This window comes from Kitasatospora sp. NPDC023120 (assembly GCF_055560835.1).
The window spans coordinates 49666-68426 of sequence record NZ_JBVHHY010000025.1; the positions used below are offsets into that span (position 1 = coordinate 49666).

19 protein-coding genes and 1 pseudogene are annotated in these 18761 nt (G+C 69.5%); 13 read left to right on the top strand and 7 right to left on the bottom strand.

Translation table 11 applies throughout. The annotated features are described in order from the left end of the window. Window positions 1-26: 26 nt before the first annotated feature. Entirely contained in the window at window positions 27-419 is a 393-nt protein-coding gene (locus ACZ3TI_RS30955; RefSeq protein WP_465732017.1) for a hypothetical protein, read from the bottom strand. Between the two features lie 65 nt (window positions 420-484). After that, on the bottom strand, window positions 485-718 hold the full coding sequence (locus ACZ3TI_RS30960; protein ID WP_465732019.1) for a hypothetical protein: 234 nt from the start codon (window positions 716-718) through the stop codon (window positions 485-487). Window positions 719-1154: 436 nt separating this feature from the next. Here ACZ3TI_RS30960 and ACZ3TI_RS30965 point away from each other — a divergent pair, with 436 nt between their 5' ends. Continuing rightward, entirely contained in the window at window positions 1155-1358 is a 204-nt protein-coding gene (locus tag ACZ3TI_RS30965; protein ID WP_030918248.1) for a cold-shock protein, read from the top strand. A gap of 93 nt (window positions 1359-1451) precedes the next feature. On the opposite strand, the gene ACZ3TI_RS30970 is transcribed toward ACZ3TI_RS30965, so the two are convergent. Continuing rightward, complete coding sequence (locus ACZ3TI_RS30970) at window positions 1452-1988, bottom strand: hypothetical protein (RefSeq protein WP_465732021.1); 537 nt, start codon at window positions 1986-1988, stop codon at window positions 1452-1454. An 18-nt stretch (window positions 1989-2006) separates the two neighbouring features. Here ACZ3TI_RS30970 and ACZ3TI_RS30975 point away from each other — a divergent pair. The 3 genes and pseudogenes from ACZ3TI_RS30975 to melC2 all read left to right on the top strand — a co-directional run. Then, window positions 2007-2294, top strand: a pseudogene (locus ACZ3TI_RS30975) (cytochrome P450); the annotation flags it as partial. 527 nt (window positions 2295-2821) lie between these two features. Then, on the top strand, window positions 2822-3214 hold the full coding sequence (gene melC1 / locus ACZ3TI_RS30980) for an apotyrosinase chaperone MelC1 (protein ID WP_465732023.1): 393 nt from the start codon (window positions 2822-2824) through the stop codon (window positions 3212-3214). A 50-nt stretch (window positions 3215-3264) separates the two neighbouring features. Further along, the gene (gene melC2 / locus ACZ3TI_RS30985; protein ID WP_465732025.1) at window positions 3265-4092 is read left to right on the top strand and encodes a tyrosinase MelC2; all 828 of its coding nucleotides are present in this window, start codon (window positions 3265-3267) and stop codon (window positions 4090-4092) included. Here melC2 and ACZ3TI_RS30990 read toward each other — a convergent pair. Both ACZ3TI_RS30990 and ACZ3TI_RS30995 read right to left on the bottom strand, forming a co-directional pair. Next, on the bottom strand, window positions 4068-4334 hold the full coding sequence (locus tag ACZ3TI_RS30990) for a hypothetical protein (RefSeq protein WP_465732027.1): 267 nt from the start codon (window positions 4332-4334) through the stop codon (window positions 4068-4070). The two genes, melC2 and ACZ3TI_RS30990, sit on opposite strands and share 25 nt — an antisense overlap. A gap of 180 nt (window positions 4335-4514) precedes the next feature. Then, on the bottom strand, window positions 4515-5504 hold the full coding sequence (locus tag ACZ3TI_RS30995; protein WP_465732029.1) for an aldo/keto reductase: 990 nt from the start codon (window positions 5502-5504) through the stop codon (window positions 4515-4517). 330 nt (window positions 5505-5834) lie between these two features. Between ACZ3TI_RS30995 and ACZ3TI_RS31000 the strand changes: the two genes are divergently transcribed. The 4 genes from ACZ3TI_RS31000 to ACZ3TI_RS31015 are packed head-to-tail and all read left to right on the top strand — an operon-like array spanning window position 5835 to window position 8627. Then, window positions 5835-6149, top strand: a complete 315-nt coding sequence (locus ACZ3TI_RS31000; RefSeq protein ID WP_465732031.1) for a hypothetical protein — start codon at window positions 5835-5837, stop codon at window positions 6147-6149. Beyond that, a complete protein-coding gene (locus ACZ3TI_RS31005; RefSeq protein WP_465732033.1) occupies window positions 6146-7741 on the top strand; it encodes a hypothetical protein in 1596 nt (531 codons plus the stop codon). The genes ACZ3TI_RS31000 and ACZ3TI_RS31005 overlap by 4 nt, the downstream gene beginning before the upstream one ends. Then, window positions 7738-8127 carry a hypothetical protein gene (locus ACZ3TI_RS31010; protein WP_465732035.1) on the top strand — a complete coding sequence of 130 codons (390 nt, stop codon included), beginning with the start codon at window positions 7738-7740 and terminating at the stop codon, window positions 8125-8127. The genes ACZ3TI_RS31005 and ACZ3TI_RS31010 overlap by 4 nt, the downstream gene beginning before the upstream one ends. After that, entirely contained in the window at window positions 8127-8627 is a 501-nt protein-coding gene (locus ACZ3TI_RS31015; protein ID WP_465732037.1) for a hypothetical protein, read from the top strand. Before ACZ3TI_RS31010 ends, ACZ3TI_RS31015 begins: the two co-directional genes overlap by 1 nt. A 232-nt stretch (window positions 8628-8859) precedes the next feature. Here the strand turns inward: ACZ3TI_RS31015 and ACZ3TI_RS31020 are convergent, their stop codons facing one another. Next, a complete protein-coding gene (locus ACZ3TI_RS31020; RefSeq protein ID WP_465732039.1) occupies window positions 8860-9342 on the bottom strand; it encodes a hypothetical protein in 483 nt (160 codons plus the stop codon). A 395-nt stretch (window positions 9343-9737) separates the two neighbouring features. On the opposite strand from ACZ3TI_RS31020, the gene ACZ3TI_RS31025 reads away from it, so the two are divergent. Further along, window positions 9738-10712 (top strand): GlxA family transcriptional regulator, encoded by a 975-nt coding sequence (locus tag ACZ3TI_RS31025; RefSeq protein ID WP_465732041.1) that lies wholly within the window; start codon window positions 9738-9740, stop codon window positions 10710-10712. A 100-nt stretch (window positions 10713-10812) separates the two neighbouring features. Then, on the top strand, window positions 10813-11559 hold the full coding sequence (locus ACZ3TI_RS31030; RefSeq protein WP_465732043.1) for an MBL fold metallo-hydrolase: 747 nt from the start codon (window positions 10813-10815) through the stop codon (window positions 11557-11559). Between the two features lie 314 nt (window positions 11560-11873). Here the strand turns inward: ACZ3TI_RS31030 and ACZ3TI_RS31035 are convergent, their stop codons facing one another. Then, window positions 11874-14579: a glycosyl hydrolase gene (locus ACZ3TI_RS31035; protein WP_465732045.1), complete on the bottom strand. Its 2706-nt coding sequence runs from the start codon at window positions 14577-14579 to the stop codon at window positions 11874-11876. A gap of 406 nt (window positions 14580-14985) precedes the next feature. Between ACZ3TI_RS31035 and ACZ3TI_RS31040 the strand changes: the two genes are divergently transcribed. From ACZ3TI_RS31040 to ACZ3TI_RS31050, 3 genes are all read left to right on the top strand, one after another. Beyond that, window positions 14986-16482, top strand: a complete 1497-nt coding sequence (locus ACZ3TI_RS31040; protein WP_465732047.1) for a purine-cytosine permease family protein — start codon at window positions 14986-14988, stop codon at window positions 16480-16482. A gap of 250 nt (window positions 16483-16732) precedes the next feature. Then, on the top strand, window positions 16733-17962 hold the full coding sequence (locus tag ACZ3TI_RS31045; protein ID WP_465732049.1) for a hypothetical protein: 1230 nt from the start codon (window positions 16733-16735) through the stop codon (window positions 17960-17962). Beyond that, window positions 17946-18743, top strand: coding sequence for a hypothetical protein (locus ACZ3TI_RS31050; protein ID WP_465732051.1), 798 nt, complete (start codon window positions 17946-17948; stop codon window positions 18741-18743). Before ACZ3TI_RS31045 ends, ACZ3TI_RS31050 begins: the two co-directional genes overlap by 17 nt. Window positions 18744-18761: the final 18 nt, after the last annotated feature.

The following is an 18761-nucleotide window of genomic DNA, read 5'->3' on the forward strand; positions in this document are numbered from 1 at the left end:
CGGGCCGGGGCACTCCGGTGGAGGTGTCACTGGTCGGAGTAGCTGAGGTCTCCGACCGTCCAGCTGCTGATGTCGGCGATGGCGATTCGGTACATGCCCCCGGTGTGGGGCAGGCCGAAGTCGCCCTGCAGGATGCGGGCGACGTGCAGGTGCAGGTGGGTGGGACGCCTGGCGGGCGCAGCCATGCCTTCGCCTTCCGCTCCGCCGGCGCCGGTGGCGGGAGTGAACAGTGTGGCGAAGGGCTTCAAGTGGTCTGAGGCAGCGAGGACTTCGGCCACCCGCTCGTGCCACAGATGTTCCGGCGCCAGCCGGCCGGTGATGACCGCCCCAGGGACGACCACGGTCAGGGGCATCTGGTTGCTGCGTTCGGATTCCACCATGGCGGCGATGTCGACGAGCAGCGCATCAGGGTACGACATGGATCCGAGGATAGTGCCCGCAGAGACCACGTGGACGGGGATGCCCGAACCGCCGACGGTCGGCGTCAGAGTTTGAACATCGCGCTGTACGGCTGGGTGACGCGTTCCTGCCGTGATCCGAAGTCGACGAGTACCGCGAAGTCGCCGTCGCCGTCGCCTTCGACGCCGATGACCCGGCCGAGGCCGTACCGGTCATGGGTGACCCGGTCGCCGATGGCGAAGTGCTTGCGCGGTGCCTCCGCCCGGGGCTTGAAGGGGCTGCCGGGCAGGGGGCGGCGAGCTGCTGAAAATTTTTTCATCCCACCCAGTATGGGCCCGGAAGTGGGGCTGTGGGAGTTTTCGGAGCAGAGAATTTCCAGCCGGACCGCGAAATGCCGTCAGCCGGGCGGGCGCTCCGCATCGCGGAAATCCCGCGGAGTCGAGGGCGTCGTCAAGGGGTGGCCACATGCTCAACGGGCTTTCTCCTCAAGGCTGTTCACGACTTCGCCGGCTCGGAAGCAGCTGCCCCGCGGGACGTCTTCCGCGAAACCGGGGGTGAAAAATCCCGCCACAGCGGGCCGCGGCCTGCTACAGTCGACGTAGTTGCAGTAGTGGTTCCCATGAACTTTGTGTGCGCCTGCTGATGTGTTGCAGGCGCATTTTTGTTCCCCGGCTCTTCCCCGGTGGGCGCTCCATGCGGTGACTCGAAGCCCGCGCTGTGCGTGTTTCGGACAGTCCCTTGAAGGAGATTTCTTAATGGCTAATGGCACTGTGAAGTGGTTCAACGCGGAGAAGGGCTTCGGCTTCATCGAGCAGGAGGGTGGCGGCCCCGACGTCTTCGCCCACTACTCGAACATCAACGCCAACGGCTTCCGTGAGCTGCTCGAGGGCCAGAAGGTCGAGTTCGACGTCACGCAGGGCCAGAAGGGCCCGCAGGCCGAGAACATTCGCCCGCTGTAGTTCCTCTGACCTGGCACCCGCCTGGCAGCGAGGGGCCCGCACCGCGCATACGCCCGGTGCGGGCCCTCTCGGCATTATGCCCGGCTTCCGGGTTCAGGAAGCGAGCGTGGCTTCGACCAGCCGGGACCAGCTGCTCCGTGCTCCCTTCCGGGCCGCCTCGGCGAACCGTGCCTCGCCGAGGCGGGTCCGTGCGGCCTGCTCGATCCGGGTCACGTCCGGGTTCGAGCGGTCCTGCAGCGCGCGCGCTCGCATGCGCGCGCTCGCCGCGAGCAGCCGCGCGGCCTGCTCGTGGTCGTCGTGGCGCAGTGCCTGGTCCGCGACCCCGACGAGTACCTGCGCGATGACCGGCGCGTGTCCCGCCTCGGACGCCGCTTCGCAGCCCAGCAGCCGGTACAGCAGCGCCTGCCGCGACCGCATCCGGATGACGTCATCGGTGGTACCGATCTCGGTGACGACCGCGATCGCCTCCTCGTAGTGCGCACACGCGGCGGCGAAGTCGCCGCGCACGGCGACCTCGTCGGCCAGGACGGTGAGGGCGAACGAGATCCCGAACCGCTCGCCGAGCGCCCGGAACTCGGTGAGTGCCGAATCCAGGTACGCGTCCGCGTCCCACCTGGCATGGCCGAGCATGATCCGCATCTTGCCCCCGTCCTCGTCTCGCTGCTGGCCGCCAACCGCGACCCCCGGCGCTTCGACGCCCCCGACACCCTGGACATCCACCGCGGGGCCCGCGGCCACCTGTCCTACGGCCACGGTGTCCACGCGTGCCTCGGCCGGCAGCTGGACCGCATCGAGATGCGAGCCGGCCTTGGCGGACTGCTGCACCGCTTCCCGACCCTCCGGCTCGCCGTCCCCGCCGACGAGGTGAGCCTGAGGACCGACATGCACATCTACGGGGTCCACGAACTGCCGGTCGCCTGGACGGATCTGGGCTGACGGCGGATTTCGGCTCGGTGGAGAACCGGGCGACGCACGCGCCGTCGTCCGGTCACCTGGTACTGCGGGAGCCGGGCCGGGTGCCGATGGGCAGCCTGCGTCGTCGAGGGGGAGTCGGAGCCTCGAAGCGGGTGCCTGATCACCTGTCGGCATCGCGCCATCCTGTTCGTGTAGCGACCGCCACAAGGGGAGTGTCGAGGCCGCAGGCTTTGCGTCGGGGTGGCCGTCCAGGCGGAGGATCTTCGGTTTTCGTGCGCAGGATTGGCCGCGAACCGAAATTCTGACGTTTGTAAAAGATGCAACAACTTTCACAGGGTCGGCTTGAAATGATCACTTCTGGTCCTCAAATCGATCACGCATCCGAGCTGTTCGCTCACAACTGGTAGGAATGATTCCGAGCGGGCCGATCGCCACCGGATGGTCCTGACCAGCGCCGACGACGCGTCTGGCAGTCGACGCTGCCGACCGGCCCGCGAAGAACGGGGGCACCGAAAGTTCTTCACATATTCCATCTGGGGGGCACTGCCATGTCTGACGACACCACCACCGAAATCACGCGCCGGAGGATGCTGCAAGGCGCCGTCGTGGCGACGGCCGTTGCCGCGGGCACGGTCGTACTGGGCCTCACCGGCCCCACCGTGACACCCGCCAGCAGCGCCGACACGGAGGGCGGCGAGAGCTTCGACGAGGTCTTCCACGGTCGCCGCATCCAGGGCATGCCGATGTCCGGCGACGGTCACCACGCGATGAGCGGCTACATGGTGATGATCGACGGCCGGGAACTGCACATGATGCGCAACGCGGACGGCACCTGGATCAGCGTCATCAACCACTACCAGACCTTCACCACGCCGCGGGCGCTGGTCCGAGCCGCCGTCAACTCCCTGGACGGCGCCGACCTGGCCCCGCTCACCGCCTGACTCCGGACCGCACTCCGGCCGCCGCACAGACCACCCTCAAAGGAAGAACCATGGCAGTCCGCAAGAACCAGGCGACCCTGACGGCCGCAGAGAAGCGCGCTTTCGTCAACGCGGTCCTGGAACTCAAGCGCCGCGGTGCCTACGACGCGTTCGTCAGCACGCACAACGACTTCATCATGAGCGACACCGACACCACCGAGCGCACCGGGCACCGCTCGCCGTCCTTCCTGCCCTGGCACCGCAGCTTCCTGCTGCGCTTCGAGCGGGCACTGCAGGCGATCGACGCCACCGTCACGCTGCCGTACTGGGACTGGACCACCGACCGCACCCCGGACTCCTCGCTCTGGGGCGCGGACTTCCTCGGCGGTGGCGGCACCGGCACCGACGGCCGGGTGACCACCGGCCCGTTCGCGCAGAGCACCGGCAACTGGACGCTCACCGTCAGGCCCGACAGCCGCAACTTCCTCATCCGCCGGCTGGGCCAGGGCGGACAGTCCCTGCCGACCAAGGCCGACGTGGACACCGTGCTGGGGATGGCCACGTACGACGCCGCGCCGTTCAACAGCTCCAGCGCCGGCTTCCGCAACAACCTGGAGGGTTGGACGGGCGTCAACGTGCACAACCGGGTGCACGTCTGGGTCGGCGGCACCATGGGCACCGGAATGTCGCCTAACGACCCGGTGTTCTGGATGCACCACTGCATGATCGACCGCCTCTGGGCCGCCTGGCAGACCCGCCACGCGGACCAGAGCTACCAGCCGGTCCGCCGCACCAGGAACGTGGTCGCCCTGAACGACACCATGAAGCCGTGGAACGACGTCACCCCGGCCGACCTGCTGGACCACACCAAGTTCTACACGTACGACAGCGCGTACTGATCCGGCCGTTGCGGGCCGGGTGGGAAGTCGGCCGGGCCGACTTCCCACCCGGTGCGGGGAGGGTTCAGAGACGGAACGGGTTGCCGCCCTGCGCGGCGATCAGGTGCCCGCATGCTCGCCACGAAGCGGAAGGCGTCGTCGGCACGCTGCTTCCACGCGGCGTTGCCGGTGGTCTGGTAGAGCGTGGTGAAGAAGGCGCCGGTGTCGATGTTGTGCTCGATGGCCTTCCAGGTGAGGACCACGTGGAAGCCCTTGGGGTCGTCGCCGTAGCGCCAGCCGCCGGTGTAGCCGAGGTGCCCGGTGCCGCGCCGCAGGAGTGCGGTGATGGTCAGGGCGTTGTCGTACGCCGCCGGCGGGATGAACCACCAACCTGCACGACGCCGCCGTCGGCTCGCCGGGCGAGGCGTCGTTGGACCGGGCGGTCAGCGGTTGACCGCCCGCATGCCGTCCTCGTCGTAGCGCTCGCCCGCCGCTTCGGGCAGCTCGGCGTCGATGCGGGCGAGGTCCTCGTCGGTCAGCTCGACGTCGACCGCGCCCGCGTTCTGCTCCAGGTAGGTGCGGCGCTTGGTGCCCGGGATCGGCACGAGGTCCTCGCCGCGGGCCAGGACCCAGGCGATCGCCAGCTGGGCCGGGGTCACGTCCTTCTCCGCGGCGATCTCCTTCACCTTCTCCGCGAGCCGGAGGTTGGCCGCCAGGTTGGCCTCGGTGAAGCGCGGGTTGGTGCGGCGGAAGTCGTCCCGGTCCAGCTCGTCCGGGGAGCTGAAGCGGCCCGCGAGGAAGCCGCGGCCGAGCGGCGAGTACGGCACGAAGCCGATGCCGAGCTCCCGGCAGGCGGGGAGCACCTCGGCTTCCACGTCCCGGCTCCAGAGCGAGTACTCGCTCTGGACGGCGGTGACCGGGTGGACGGCGTGGGCGCGGCGGATGGTCTCCGCGCTCGCCTCACTCAGCCCGATGTGTCGCACCTTGCCCTGGGCGACCAGTTCGCCGAGGGCGCCGACGGTCTCCTCGATGGGCACGTTCGGGTCGACCCGGTGCTGGTAGTACAGGTCGATGCGGTCGGTGCCGAGCCGCGCGAGCGAACCGTGGACGGATTCGCGGACGTGCTCGGCGGAGCCGTCCTGGCGGCCGACGGTCGACATGTCGCCCGGTACGGCGCCGTCCATCCGGTAGTTGAACTTCGTGGCGATCACGTACTCGTCGCGGTGCCCCCGGACGGCCTCGCCGACCAGGGACTCGTTGGTGAGCGGTCCGTAGACCTGCGCCGTGTCGAGGAAGGTGATGCCGAGGTCCAGGGCGTGCCGGATGGTCGCGGTGGCCTCGTCCTGGTCGGCCGTCCCGTAGAAGGCGGACATCCCCATGCAGCCGAGGCCGATGGCCGATACCTGGAGGTCCCGCAGACTGCGCTGTTGCATGTGGCGTGCCAGCCCTTCGTCTCGTTCTTCCCGTGGCCCGACGCCTTCCGGCGCCCCGGTCCGGGCGACCGGTCGGCCCCGAATCCTCGGAGAGGACCCTACGGTGCCCGGGGCCTCCGGAGGCGGACCGGCACGGCCGGATGCGGGCACCCGTGCAGGGTGGGCCCGCAGGTGCGGAGGTGGGACCACAGGTGTGGCGCGGTCGCGACGCTCATCGGCCGGCCGGCCGGCCCGGCCCCGCAACCGACACTCCTCCCGCAGCGTCTATGCTCGTCGACCGTGCTCGTCCGATCACGGCGAGCCATGGAGCTTCTTGGGGGAGAGCAGCCGATGCCCGACTCGGTGGGGTACACCGTCCAGCCCGACGCGCTGGAGCACGTGACCACGGCACTCAACAACGTCGCAACCGACCTGGCCGCGGCCAACCAGGCCTACACCGCGCAGAAGCTCTACCAGTCCGCCGACTTCGGCGAGTTCGGTGTGGACCAGGCGTGGGCGGGCTTCGACACCAACTGGGACCAGGAACTGCACGTCACCCAGCGCGCCGTGGCGGAACTGGTCCAGAAGATGTCGGCCACCAGCGCCAACTACCGCGCCGCGGAGACGAAGCTCGCCGCCTCGCTGACCCCGGCGCAGTCCCGGTGAGCAAGGTCGCGGACCTGCAGAAGGCGCAGCAGGCCATCACCCACCCCGGCTCCGGCTTCTTCGTCGGCGCCGCACTGCTCAGCGCGATCGGCAACGCCCTGGCCGTGTCCGGGCCGGCCGGGAACCCGGGCGTGATCCGTGATCGGGCCAAGGCGTACGCGGAAACCGCCAAGGCCTATGCCAAGGCGTGCACCGACCTCGGGGAGGTCGCCGACAACCGGCTGCCGAACGCCTGGACCGGCTCGGTCGCCGAGAACGCCACCCGGTCCATCCGGGCGCTGGCGAACGAACTGTCCGTCTCCCAGAAGGCCTTGGAGCAGGCCGCCACCGAGCTGAACGCCTGGGCGGACAATCTGGAAGGGGCCCAGAGCACGGACGCGCAGGGCGTGACCGCCCTGGAGAACGTGCAGAAGTCACTCGCCCACGACGCCTTCGACATCGGCAAGGCGATCGCCGCCATCGAACCCGCCAACACGGCCGTGGGAACCAGGATCTCGGCCGCCCAGCGGGCGGAGAACAGCGGCACCCACGCCGCGAGCATGCTCAACCAGCTCGCCGCCAGGGCCCGCACCGAGCGCGCCGGACAGGGGCCGATCGATCCCCTCGCGGCGCTGGTGCTGGCGAACGAGAAGGGCCCCGGCGGCGGTGCGGACGGCGACTACATCCTGACGGACGGCCAGCTCGACCGCGCCAAGCAGTTCATGTCCGTGATGAACGGCACCGACCAGCTCGCCTTCCAGAAGCTCCTGTCCGGTGCGAAGTCCCCGGAGGAGGCCGCCTACCTCTGGAAGGCCCTGGCGGCCGGCCACTCGGTGGCCGACGTCCAGCAGTTCGCCGCGCTGATCCACCCCCACGGCGACGACCCGCGCTGGCTGTCCGAGCACCTGGTTCCGGCGCTCGGCACGGATCCCTTGCAGGAGGAGTCCACCAGCCACGCGATAAAGCTGAACTACAAGGGCGCCCAGATCCTCGACGGCTACGACATCTACAGCCAGCGCAACGTCGGCGACTGCGTCGCCGCCTCCACGGTGGTCGCGAGCCTCAAGCTCGACCCGGTGACGATGCTCCAGCTCACCACCGGCAACATGACCGACGTACCGGGAGCCGACTCGCCCGAGTACTTCAAGCAGCGCCTCCAGCAGCTGTTCATCGGTCAGTACCAGCAGGGCCAGCTGGCCGACGGCAGCCAGAAGGTCTACCCGGACAACGGCGGCGGGATCGGCCCGAAGGGCAACACGTTCCTCGCCAACCAGAACCTCGGGAAGGCCACGGGCTCGACCTACGAGTACGTCAACCTGGACACCGACGACGACCGGCGCGCGGCCGTCACCCGGATCGAGAAGGCCCTGGACGAGGGCAAGCCGGTGCCGTTCTGCGCCTTCGACGAGGCCAGCAAGGCGGCCGGCAAGGACGGCGGCTACCACCAGATGGTGATCGTGGCCCGGGACGGCGACCGGCTGCAGGTCTACAACCCGTGGGGCCAGTCGGTGTGGGTGACCGAGGACCAGTTCATCCACAACCACCTGAACGACGGCGGCCTCACCGACGGCGCGAACATCAACCGTCCCTACGGCGCGGAGCTGCCGAAATGACCGACATCCTCCCCGACACCGAATTGATGACCGGCTACGACGTCGAGGCCGCCGTCACCCGGGGCCTGCTGATCGACGGAGTCCCGCGCCGGGTGCTGTTCGGCGAGGCGGCGATCGCCGCCTCCTACCAGGCCGAGGCCCTGCACATCGGCCCCGAGCCGCTGGGCGTCCTGGCCCAGTACGTCCGCGCCGGCGGCTTCGCCGGCGCGCTCGACCTGCCCGAGCCGGTGATCGGCCGGGAGCCGGGCGAGCTGGTCCGCGGCTGGCTGCGCGCGGCCGCGGCCGGCGGGGCGGACCTCGGGCGCGAGGTCCTGTTCGCCCGCTGGCTGGCCGAGGTCGCGCTACTGATCACCATGCGTCGCCGAGTCCGGGAAGAGGGCAACTGATGCGCCGAACCATCATCACCGGTGTGGTGGCACTCGGGGCCGTAGCCCTGCTGCTCCTCTCCTACCTCGACGGCTGGTGGTCCGACTCCGGCCCGGCCGGCACCGTTGCCACCGCAACCCGACCGCAGGTGGAGGTCCCCCTCCCGGCCGAGGCGTGGAACGCCGTCTCCCCGTACCCGGTCAGCACGGTGACCCTGGCGGTCGGACAGCAGCTCGGCGTCAGGACGACCGGGGGCGCCCGGCCGAAGAGGTGGTACCTCGACTCGGCGGGCGACGGCACCGTGCTACGGCCCGGTCCGGACTTCGTCATCAGCCCCTGCCCCACGAACCCGCCCGTAGCGGGCTGCGGCTCCGAGTTCGACCTGACCTTCACCGCCCTGGCGCCCGGAACCACCACACTGACGTGGTTGTTCGGCGCGGGCGGCTGCAGCGCCGGCGTACCGAAGTACGAAGGGGACCGGTGCGACATCTCCAAGAGCATCCAGGTCACCGTTCACTGAACGTCAGGGGGAACCTCGACGGCCTGATCGCGCCACCACGCGATGTGGGCATGTCGGGATCCTGCTGACCCGTCCTGGTGAAGTCCGGCCGTTCCCGGTGAAGTTTGCTCAGGTCCCTCCTAGGCAATGGGCCGTTTCGCCATCCCCCTACCGAACGGGAGACCGGCACGGGATCCGCAGGGCACGCCCCGGGTGCCGGCGCCCCTTGGGGAGCCGGCACCCGAGGTCGGCGTCAGTAGACGAGGATGTCCCAGTGGCTGCCCTCGTTGCAGTACAGGTTGCCCGAGGCGGCCTTCCACTGCGGGTAGCCGTCGCCCCGGTAGCCGATGTAGGTGAAGCTGTTCTGGATGTAGCCGTCGATGCAGGAATTGCGGGAGATGTCGACCTTGTAGCCGTTGTAGTGGCTGTAGGTGCCGGAGGCGTGGCCCACCTCGGTCCCGCCCGTGATGTTGATGGCACAGCCGCTGGCCTGCTTGAGGGTGATGATGGTGCTCACCGTGCCCGAGTTGATCTGCTCGAACGAGGTGCAGGTGGAGTTGGACCTGTCGGTGCAGCCCCCGCTGGAGCTCCACGTGATGCCGGCGCTGCTGAACTGGCCGGCGGCCGTCGACTGCGACAGCTTGGTCCCGCTGGCGCCGGCCGTGGGCGCCGAGACGGCGAGGCCGGCCACGGTCAGGGCGACGACGGTGGCTGCGGTGCGTGGCTTCATCTGCATCTCCCGGTGAGGATGGTGTGCCTCCGACTCGACCCCCGCCCTCCTGCCGTGCCTCGGCGGGAGGGCGGGAAGTCCGGTGCCCGGGCCTCTGGAACCGGCCCGGACGAAGGGGTCGTGCGCAGTGCTGTGACGCGGCAGTGCTCCGGCGCGAGGGCCGACCGATCCGTCCGGCGCCACCGCCCGCGGCTCCCGGGGGAACGAGGGGCGGGCTTCGAGCGCTGGCATCGCACCAGGATGGACCATCGGAGCGGGCGCCGTGTCAGGGCCGCTGAGCCGGGCACCGATTTTGGCCATGTTCAGCAAAGTGTGCTTCTTCTGTGTCGACCCGGGCGATGGCCTGATGTGACAGATCCTGGTCATTGCGGCCATGTCCGGCCGGGCGGAATGATCAGGGCATGTCCCCACCGCACCGCGTCGTGATCGTCGCCTTCCCCGGCATCGAGCTGCTGGACGTCACCGGCCCGGCCGAAGTGTTCTCCGTCGCCACCCGGGTCGCCGGAGCCGACCGGCCCGGCTACCTCGTGCAGATCGCGACGGTCGACGGCGGCCCGGCTGTCACCTCCAGCGGCGTCCGGCTGATGGCCGACCTGGCCCTCGACGATGTGGCCGGCCCGATCGACACCCTGCTGGTCTCGGGGGCGATCGAGATCGTCGACGGCGGTGTGGAGCCGGTGATCGACCACGAGGTCACCGACTGGCTGCGCCGTGCGGCGCACCGCGCCCGGCGGATCGGCTCGGTCTGCGCCGGAGCGCACCTGCTGGCCGCGGTCGGGCTGCTCGACGGCCGGCCCGCCACCACGCACTGGCTCACCGCGGCCCGGCTGGCGGCCGAACACCCCCGGGTCCGGGTCGATCCGGACCCGATCTTCGTCCGGGACGGGCAGGTGTGGACCTGCGCCGGCGTCACCTCCGGGATGGACATGACGCTGGCCATGGTCGCCGAGGACCACGGCCAGGACCTCGCGCTCGCGACCGCCCGGATGATGGTGATGTACGTTAAACGCTCCGGCGGACAGAGCCAGTTCAGCGTGCCGCTGTCCGTCCAGGGCTCCGAGGACGACCGGATCGACGAGCTGCGCAGGTGGATCGCCGAACACCTCACCGAGGACCTCTCCCTCGACGCCCTGGCGGCCCGGACGCACCTGAGCGTGCGCCACTTCACCCGGCTGTTCCAGCAGCGCACCTCCACCACGCCGGCCGCCTACGTGGAGGCAGCCAGGCTGGAGGTCGCCCGGCGACTGCTGGAGGACAGCGACCGGAGCCTGCCGGAGGTCGCCGCCGCCAGCGGCCTCGGCTCCGTGGAGACGCTGCACCGCGTCTTCCGGCGGCGGCTGGGCACCACCCCGGCCGAGTACCGCCGCCGCTTCTGACCCACCCACCCCCATCTGCCCCTGTCGGCGGCGTCCGCGCAGGGCCGAGCTTCGCCATGCCCGAACGGCGCGGCATCGCAGCACACTTCGGAGGAAAGCCATGTCCCGCACGAAGGTCGTCCCGATCCCGGTCATGGGCCGGCACAACATCAACGCCTACCTGCTGCTCGGCCGCAGGCCCGTCATCGTCGACGCCGGAACGCCCGGAAGCGGCCGGAAGATCCTCGACCAGGTCGCCGCCCACGGCGTCGACCCCGCCGACGTCTCGCTGATCGTCATCACCCACGGCCACATCGACCACTTCGGTTCCGCCGCCGAACTGCACCGGCTCACCGGCGCGCCCGTCGCCGGCCACATCGCGGACCTCGGGCCGTACCGCTCCGGCCGGGTTCGCGAACCGTACCTGCCCACCGGCCCGATGGGCCGCGTCATGGCCCGCAACAAGAACCTCCACGTCCAGGCCGAGCCGGTCGAACCCGGCGTGCTCGTCCGCGGTGAGACGAGTCTGGAGGACTTCGGTGTCGCGGGGCGCATCATGCCCACCCCCGGCCACACCGCCGGATCGGTCTCCGTCCTCACGGACGACGGGGACCTCGTCGCGGGCGATCTGATCGCAGGCTCCTTCATGGGCCTGATCTCCGGCCGGCCCGCCAACCCGCCCTTTCACGACGACCCCCGGCAGAACCTCGCCAGCCTTCGCCGGATGCTCGCCCTCGACCCCACCGCCCTCCATGTCGGCCACGGCGGCGCGCTCGACCCTGACCGGGTGCGGCGGTGGGCGGAGAAGGAGCACGACCGCCTCGCACGGCTCGACGCCGCCGGACGCCTCACCACCCGCGGCGAGTGACGCACCCGTCGCGGCCCGGCACCCGTCGCGGCCCGGCACCAGGACGGCACACCCGGCCCGCTTCGGCGCCGTCCTCGCCCACGACACCTCGCCCGGGAAGCTGCGGAAGCGCGTCGACGAGGACCCGTTCGTCGCCCAGGACGTCATCACGGCCGAGGTCATCGAGATCGCGCCGGGAATGGCGGACGAGCGGCTCGGCTTCCTGCTGTGACACCCCGGTTCCGGAGCGGTTCGTGGTGGTGACGCCTTCCGAACGGCGGTGCCCGGCGCGCTCGTGGTGAGCGGCCGGGTACCGGTGGGTCGAGGCGGAGGGATCAGCCGTCGACCTCGTCGTAGCGGCCGTGGGCGAGGCTGTGGAGGTTGAAGGACCAGATACCGCGGCCGAAGGTGGCGGCGTAGAGCTTGCCGTCGGGGCCGATCTTCAGCTGCTGCACCGAGGTGGTGGGCAGGTTGCGGCCGAGGATCCGGAAGTCGCTCTCGCCGGGCGCCCGGTAGAAGGCGGCGAGGTCGGTGCCGAGGGCGAGGCCGCCGTTGGGCAGGATCTTGACCGAGGTGGCCGGCACGTCGGGCAGGTTGGCCGAGATGTCGGTCCAGGTGGTGCCGCCGTCGTGGGTCTCGAAGAGGTGGCCGACGCCCGCGCCGGGGCCTTCGGTCCAGGTGCGCGAGAAGCCGTTGAAGGCGACCAGGACGTGTCGGGCGTCGTTCTCGTCGACGGCGAAGGAGGAGATGTAGCGGTTCGGCAGGGTGCCGTCGACCGGCAGGTTCAGCTGGTGCCAGCCGGTGCCGTCGGTCTTGCCCACCGCGATGCCGCGGCTGAAGCCGACGTTGTTGCAGGGGCCGCACCAGCCCGCGTACACGGTGCCGTCGACGGTGGCGACAGCGGTGGCGACGTGGCCGGCACCGAGGTCGTAGGCGCTGGTCCACTCGCTGCCGCTGCGGATCGCGTAGCCCTTGTGCTGGACCCAGACGTGCCGGCCGCCGGCGATCCAGGTGTTGACGTCCTTGGGGTCGCTGGTGATCGGCGCGATGAAGCGCGCGGAGCTGGTGTCCTTGTCGGGCGGGGCGACCTCGTAGGAGGTGGCCTTCGTCGGGTCGGTCTTCCAGATGCCGTTGTTGACGGCGCAGTTCTGGGTGACCCACATGTCGAGGTAGACGTACTCCTCGGCCGTGTTGCAGCCGTTGTTCGGGTCGACGAGGGTGTCGGCGCCGTCGCCGCCGAAGTTGGAGCCCATCACCTTGTCGTGGGCGCGCAGGATGGACTGGCCGTTGTCCTGCAGACCGCCGGTGACGATGACGCCCTTGCCGGAGCGGTCCGCCGGGTCCTTGCCGATGCCGACGGAGTAGTACTGCAGGGTGTCGATGGTGCCGTCGGCCAGGGACTTCCAGTCCGTGGCGTGGCCGGAGGCGTCGGCCGAGCCGTTGACCGGGCGGCTGTAGATGCCGCCGTCGTTGCCGACGTACACGCTGGTCCTGCCCTTGTACGTGCCGAAGGCGACGGCGTGCTGGTCGGAGTGGGTGGTCTGCGAGCAGTCACCGGTCTGCTTGGCCGGGTCGATGCTCCAGCAGGGGAAACCGAAGTTCCAGTACGGGCCCGGGACGGTCCAGGTGGAGCCGCCGTTCTTCGTCTCCAGGACCTCTTCGAGGCCCGCGTAGACGTGGTCGGGGTCGGCCGGGTCGACCTGGAGGGACTGGTTGTACCAGGCCTGGATGCCGGGCTGGTAGCCCTCGTCCTGGAGCGCTGAGCCGGAGTCCTTCAGCTTGTCCTTGTCCGCGATCTGGGTCCACGGGCCGAAGGGGGAGCCGGACTTGGAGACGTAGATGCCCTTGAGACCGGTGTCCGGGTCGGTGGCCATGATCGAGGGGGACTGGTCGATGGCGTAGTAGCGCGAGCCGTCCGCGGAGGCGGCGAAGGTCACGTTGCCGACGTTCGCGGCGTCGGTCGGCAGGTCGCCGAGGGCGGCGACGCGCTGCCAGGTGCCGTCCGCGGCCTTGCTGTAGAAGCCGTTGTAGGTGTCGCCGCCGCGCCAGCCGACGGCCAGGATCACCTTGGTCGGGTCCTTGGGGTCGATCGCGATGTCGTTGGCGATGTTCTTGTACGGCGCGGCCGGGTCCCCGGCCTTCGAACCCCCCGGCAGGTACTCCGGGTTGGGCGCGAACTCCAGCGTCCACGGGCCGGAGAGCTCCGTCGCCGAGTGGCTCCACACGCCCCGGCTGGTGGCCGCCCACACCTTGCCGCCGCCGAAGCGCAGCGCGTGGATGATGGTCGACTCCAGCTCGGCGCCGCCCACCCGCATGCCGGGCTGGAACTCACCGTGCTTCGGGTCGGCGAGCACGTACACGCCGGTGCCGACGTAGGAGGTGGCACCGGTGTTGGACTCGCCCGTGGCGTACCAGAGCCGGCCGGAGCCGTCCAGGTTCAGGGTGCCCGTCGAGAGGGACGGCAGCTTGTCCGAGATGGACTGCCACTGGCCACCACCGGTGCCGGAGCGGAACACGCCGCCGTTGGCGCCGCCGGCGTAGACGTAGCCGTCGGTGTCGGCGGCGATGCCGGTGATCCGGCCGGTCACGTAGCCGGAACCACCGCTGGAGTTGGAGTTGACGTCGCGGTAGCGCTGGTCGTCCGAGTTGTACGGCTTGTCGGTGACGTGGTCCCAGGACGCGCCCGTGCGGGGCATCGACTGCAGCTGGGCCCAGGCCGCGCCGTACGCGCCGGGGGCGACCACGCCGGGGGCGGTGCGGGCCTCGGTGTACTGGGCGGTGCCCTCGGCGGAGTTCTCCACCTCGTCGCCCTCGTCCTCGCCGGGGGCGTCCGCCTTGGCGGTGAAGGCCGGACCGGCGGTGGCGCCGGTGCCCTGGACCTTCTTGGCGTGCTTCTTGCCGATCTCGGCCTGGTGCTGCGCCTGGTGCGGGCGCGGTGCGGGAGCCTCGGACGGCGCGGCGAGGGCCTGGGTGGTGGTCAGTCCGAGCGCGGTCAGGGTGACGGCGGGCAGCAGGAGCCGTCGGTGTTGCCTGGTGGGCACGATGGTGAGTCCTCCCCATGCGGCGGGGTGCGCGGTCGCGCGGCCCCGGCGGAAACAGACGGAAGCCTTGCGGTTCGGCTGGGCGGAGTGAAGGGCTCAGGCATAACGAATGTCTAAAACCAAGTCAGTTAAGACAGTTGAAGAGAACTGAAAGCCCGTCCTGTCGACGAGCCGGATTCCCCCGGGCGTGGGCGTCGCCGTGGTACGGGCGCCCCCTGGGGCGTGGTTCGCCCCGGGGTGACCGGCACCACATCCGGCGCTGCGGTGCCGGGGGCGGGGTCGGGGTGGATCTAGAGGTGAAGCGGACAAAGTAGGATGACTCAACTACCGCGCTACGCGCGTGGAGTTCCATAAATGTTCCATTTGCCCGATTTATCTCCCGCCTGACACGCACGGAGCCACCCACATGGACAACCCGTCCACCGCCAATGCCGACGGTGCGATAGAGACCCGCGGTATCGAACCCGTCCCGGACCACGAGCGCCGGGGCAGAGTCCGCGAGCTCTTCCCGACCTGGGTCGCGGCGAACATCAGCGTGCTGCTCCTCACCATGGGGGCGGCCCTGGTGGTGTTCAACCAGTTGAACTTCTGGCAGGTCCTGATCGTCGCCGCGTGCGCCGCGCTGGTCTCCTTCGGCATGGTCGGCGTGCTGTCGGTCTCCGGGAAGTGGGGCGGAGCCCCGGGTGCCACGCTGTCCCGGGCCACCTTCGGCGTGCGCGGCAACCTCTTCCCCGGGGCGATCCTCTGGATCGCCCGGTTCGGCTGGGAGACGATCAACGCTGTCACCGGCGCCTACGCCGTGCTGACCGTGCTCGACCTGATGTTCGGCGTCAAGAGCAACACCGCGCTGATCGTCATCACGCTCTTCGCCTTCGTCGCCTGCACCTTCCTGGTCTCCGGCATGGGGCGGAAGGCCCTGAACGCCTGCAACACCTGGTCGACGTACCTCTTCGGCGTCTTCAGCGTCCTGGTGCTGGGCTACCTGATCGCGACCATGCACTGGAGCGAGGTCTTCGCCAAGCCCGCGGGCACCACCGCGATGATGGTCGCCGGCATCGGGACCATCGCTGCCGGTGGTATCAGCTGGGTCCCCACCGGCCCGGACTTCGCGCGCTACCTGCCGCACGCCGCCTCCGGGAAGAAGATCGTCGGCGTGACGGTCTCCGGTGCCGGCCTGGTCATGGTGCCGATGGTGCTGATGGGCGCCGTGATGGCGGTGGCCTCGCCCGGCCTGGCCGAGGCCGCGGACCCGGTCTCCTTCCTCGGCGACCTGCTGCCGACCTGGCTCGCCGTGCCCTACCTGCTGACCGCGATCGTGGGCATGCTGCTGATCAACAGCCTCTCCATGTACTCGGCCGGCTTCACCGCCCAGACGATGGGCGTCAAGCTGCCGCGCGCCATGGCCGTCAGCATCAACGCCGTGATCTCGCTGGTCGGCGGCCTGCTGCTGATGCTGGTCGCCAAGAGCTTCCTGGGCTCCTTCATCACCTTCCTGGTCCTGCTCGCGGTCTCCTTCTCGGCCTGGATCGGCGTCTACGCGGTGGACATGTTCCGGCGCCGGAGGCGTGCGGTGCGCTACGACGCCGAGGCGCTGATGGACACCGGCAAGGGCAGCCGGTACTGGTACGTGGGCGGCTTCTGCTGGCAGGCGATGGTGTCCTGGGTGCTCGCGCTGCTGTTCGGGCTCGCCTTCACCAAGTGCGACTGGTTCGCCGGCCCGCTCTCCGACACCCCCGTCGGCCGGTACGGGCTCGCCTGGGCGGCGACCATCGTGATCTCCGGCGTGATCATGGCCGTGCTCCCCGAGCCCCGGGAGAGTGCCTCCGCCACCTCCGGCGCCTCCGCCACGGCCGAGCAGCCCGCCGGCCCCAAGGCGGAGCGGACCGAACGGGTCGGCGTCTGACCGCCTGACGCGAATCCCGAACGCCCCGGGACGCACACCGGACCGCCCGGTCGCCGGCTCAGCTGAGCCGGCGACCGGGCGGTCCGGTGTCGGCGCCCGTGGTCAGGGCGATCGGGAGAGCATCAGGGTTCAACGGTCCGTCATTTTTCATTTGCGTGCTTCCCGACGCGAATGAAAGAGTGCGGGCCATTGCCATGTCCACGGGGGTTGAGCAAATCCACCAGGATCTGCGAACGGCAGGTGCCGCTTGATGTACACGACAGGGCCGACAGAAGCCTGCATCGACGACTCGGGCAACATCCTGGTGGCGCCCTCGATGCTGCACGGTGACGACTTGGTCAGGGACTTCTTCGGGTCCACGATCACGCCGGAGGACCTTGCCGCCGGTTCGCCCGACCTGGCGCAGAAGACCGTCTACCTGTGCGGCGACGTGTCCGAGATCAGTGGCCGCCAACTGCGCGCGGCTGCCCGGGTACTCGTCATCCGGGAGCTGTCGCACGGTTACGACGACGACGCCGACCAGCCCTGGACCGTCGTCGACCTCGGCCGGGTTCCCCTCCGGGTACACGGCGTCGGCGTGTACTACCGCCGCTTCTTCGGACTCGGCGCCGATCACTTCGGACGGATCCGCGCGGAGCACGCGTTCCAGTCCCTGACGGAGTCCACCAAGCCTGGATCGGCCCACCGCACGGGAATCTATCTGACGCCCGTCACGCGCGACGGTGACGAACTGCATTTCCGCCTGCTCCGGTGCTCCACGAACCTCTCGGGGCCGACCGAGAGCTTTCGCCCGACCGACACGGGCATTGTCGAGGCCTTGAACCGCGAGGCCGCCGCCGTCTTCCGGGACCAGGCACCGCTGAATCACGTCCTCGCCCAGATCTACCACAACACCCTCGCCACGGCCGAGCGCAAGCAGTCCAAGGCCAGGATCTCGGCCCATGCCGACAAGACCAAGGACATGCCCGTCAACGGCATCATGGCCTTCTGCACCTTCTACGACGGGATCGAGAAGCTGCAGCCCCTGGCAGAAGACGCCTTCGACTACGGCGTGAAGGGTGTCAGCGGGCTGACCAAACTCCACTTCCGCCTCAAGGAGCGGACCGAGGAAACCGACCGGGCCGCGCTCCCACCTCAGTTCACCCTGACTCTCCATCCCGGCTCGGTGTTCTTCATGCCGCTGTCCACCAACCGCCTGTATGCGCATGAGATCCGGCCCTCGGCGTTGGGCGCCGAGCTGCTCCCGACCCGCCTGGGATACGTGGTGCGCTGTTCGAACGCCGAAGCCGTTCACAAGAACGGCAGCACCTTCCTCAAAGTGGCCGGAGATCTGGTGAAGCTGGAACCACCCACGGCGGCCGGCATGGACGAGCTGCGCAGGCTGTACGCCGAGGAGAACAGGACCTCGTCCTTCATCGACTACGGCGACGAGTTCCTCTTCAGCATGAACACGGGAGACTACGATGCCCCTCGGGTCTAGGATCCCGGACGAGGTCCTCTCGTACGCCTTGCCGGTCGAGGAGAGCATCTTTGCGGAGCTGTCCGCGTCGGCTCGTCTGGAAGACGTGGGAAAGGGCCGGCGAGGGGCCGTGCTCACCAAGGTCGACGAGGCGGGTGGTGTGCCTCTCGTACGCACCACCACGCGATACGGCAGTCCGGCGCAGCGTTTCCGCGCGGTGCACGAACGGTTGGCGCTGCAGATCCAAGAACGTGCGGGGCTTCCGGTCGGCTTCAACAACGCCCTCATCGAGAGCTACACGAACGCTTACACCACCATGGGCAGCCATTCCGACCAGGCCCTCGACCTGGCCGACGCGTCGTTCATCGCCGTCTTCTCCTGCTACCAACGTCCCGAGGCGGGCCCGCCGAGGAAGCTGATCTTCGAATCGAAGGGGTCCGGGGGGACGGGTGACTCCGGTGGCTCCGATGGCGAGAGGTTCGAGATTCCCCTCGCTCACAACAGTGTTGTCGCGTTCTCCGTCGAATCGAATCGGCGACTCAAGCACAAGATCGTATTGGACGCGCCCGGGCGGGCGGCTGACAACGAATGGTTGGGTGTGACGTTCCGAACGTCGAAGACCCTCGTCCGGTTTCACGACGGGCACGCACACCTCCCGCAGGGCGCCCGCCTCGTGCCGGCCGGCGAGGAGCAGCGGCGCGAGTTCTACCGACTGCGGCGCCGTGAGAACCAGGAGACGGACTTCGTCTACCCCCCGCTTGCGTACACCATCAGCGAGAGCGATCTGATGCCGCCTGTCTGACCTCGAGGGATTCCGCGA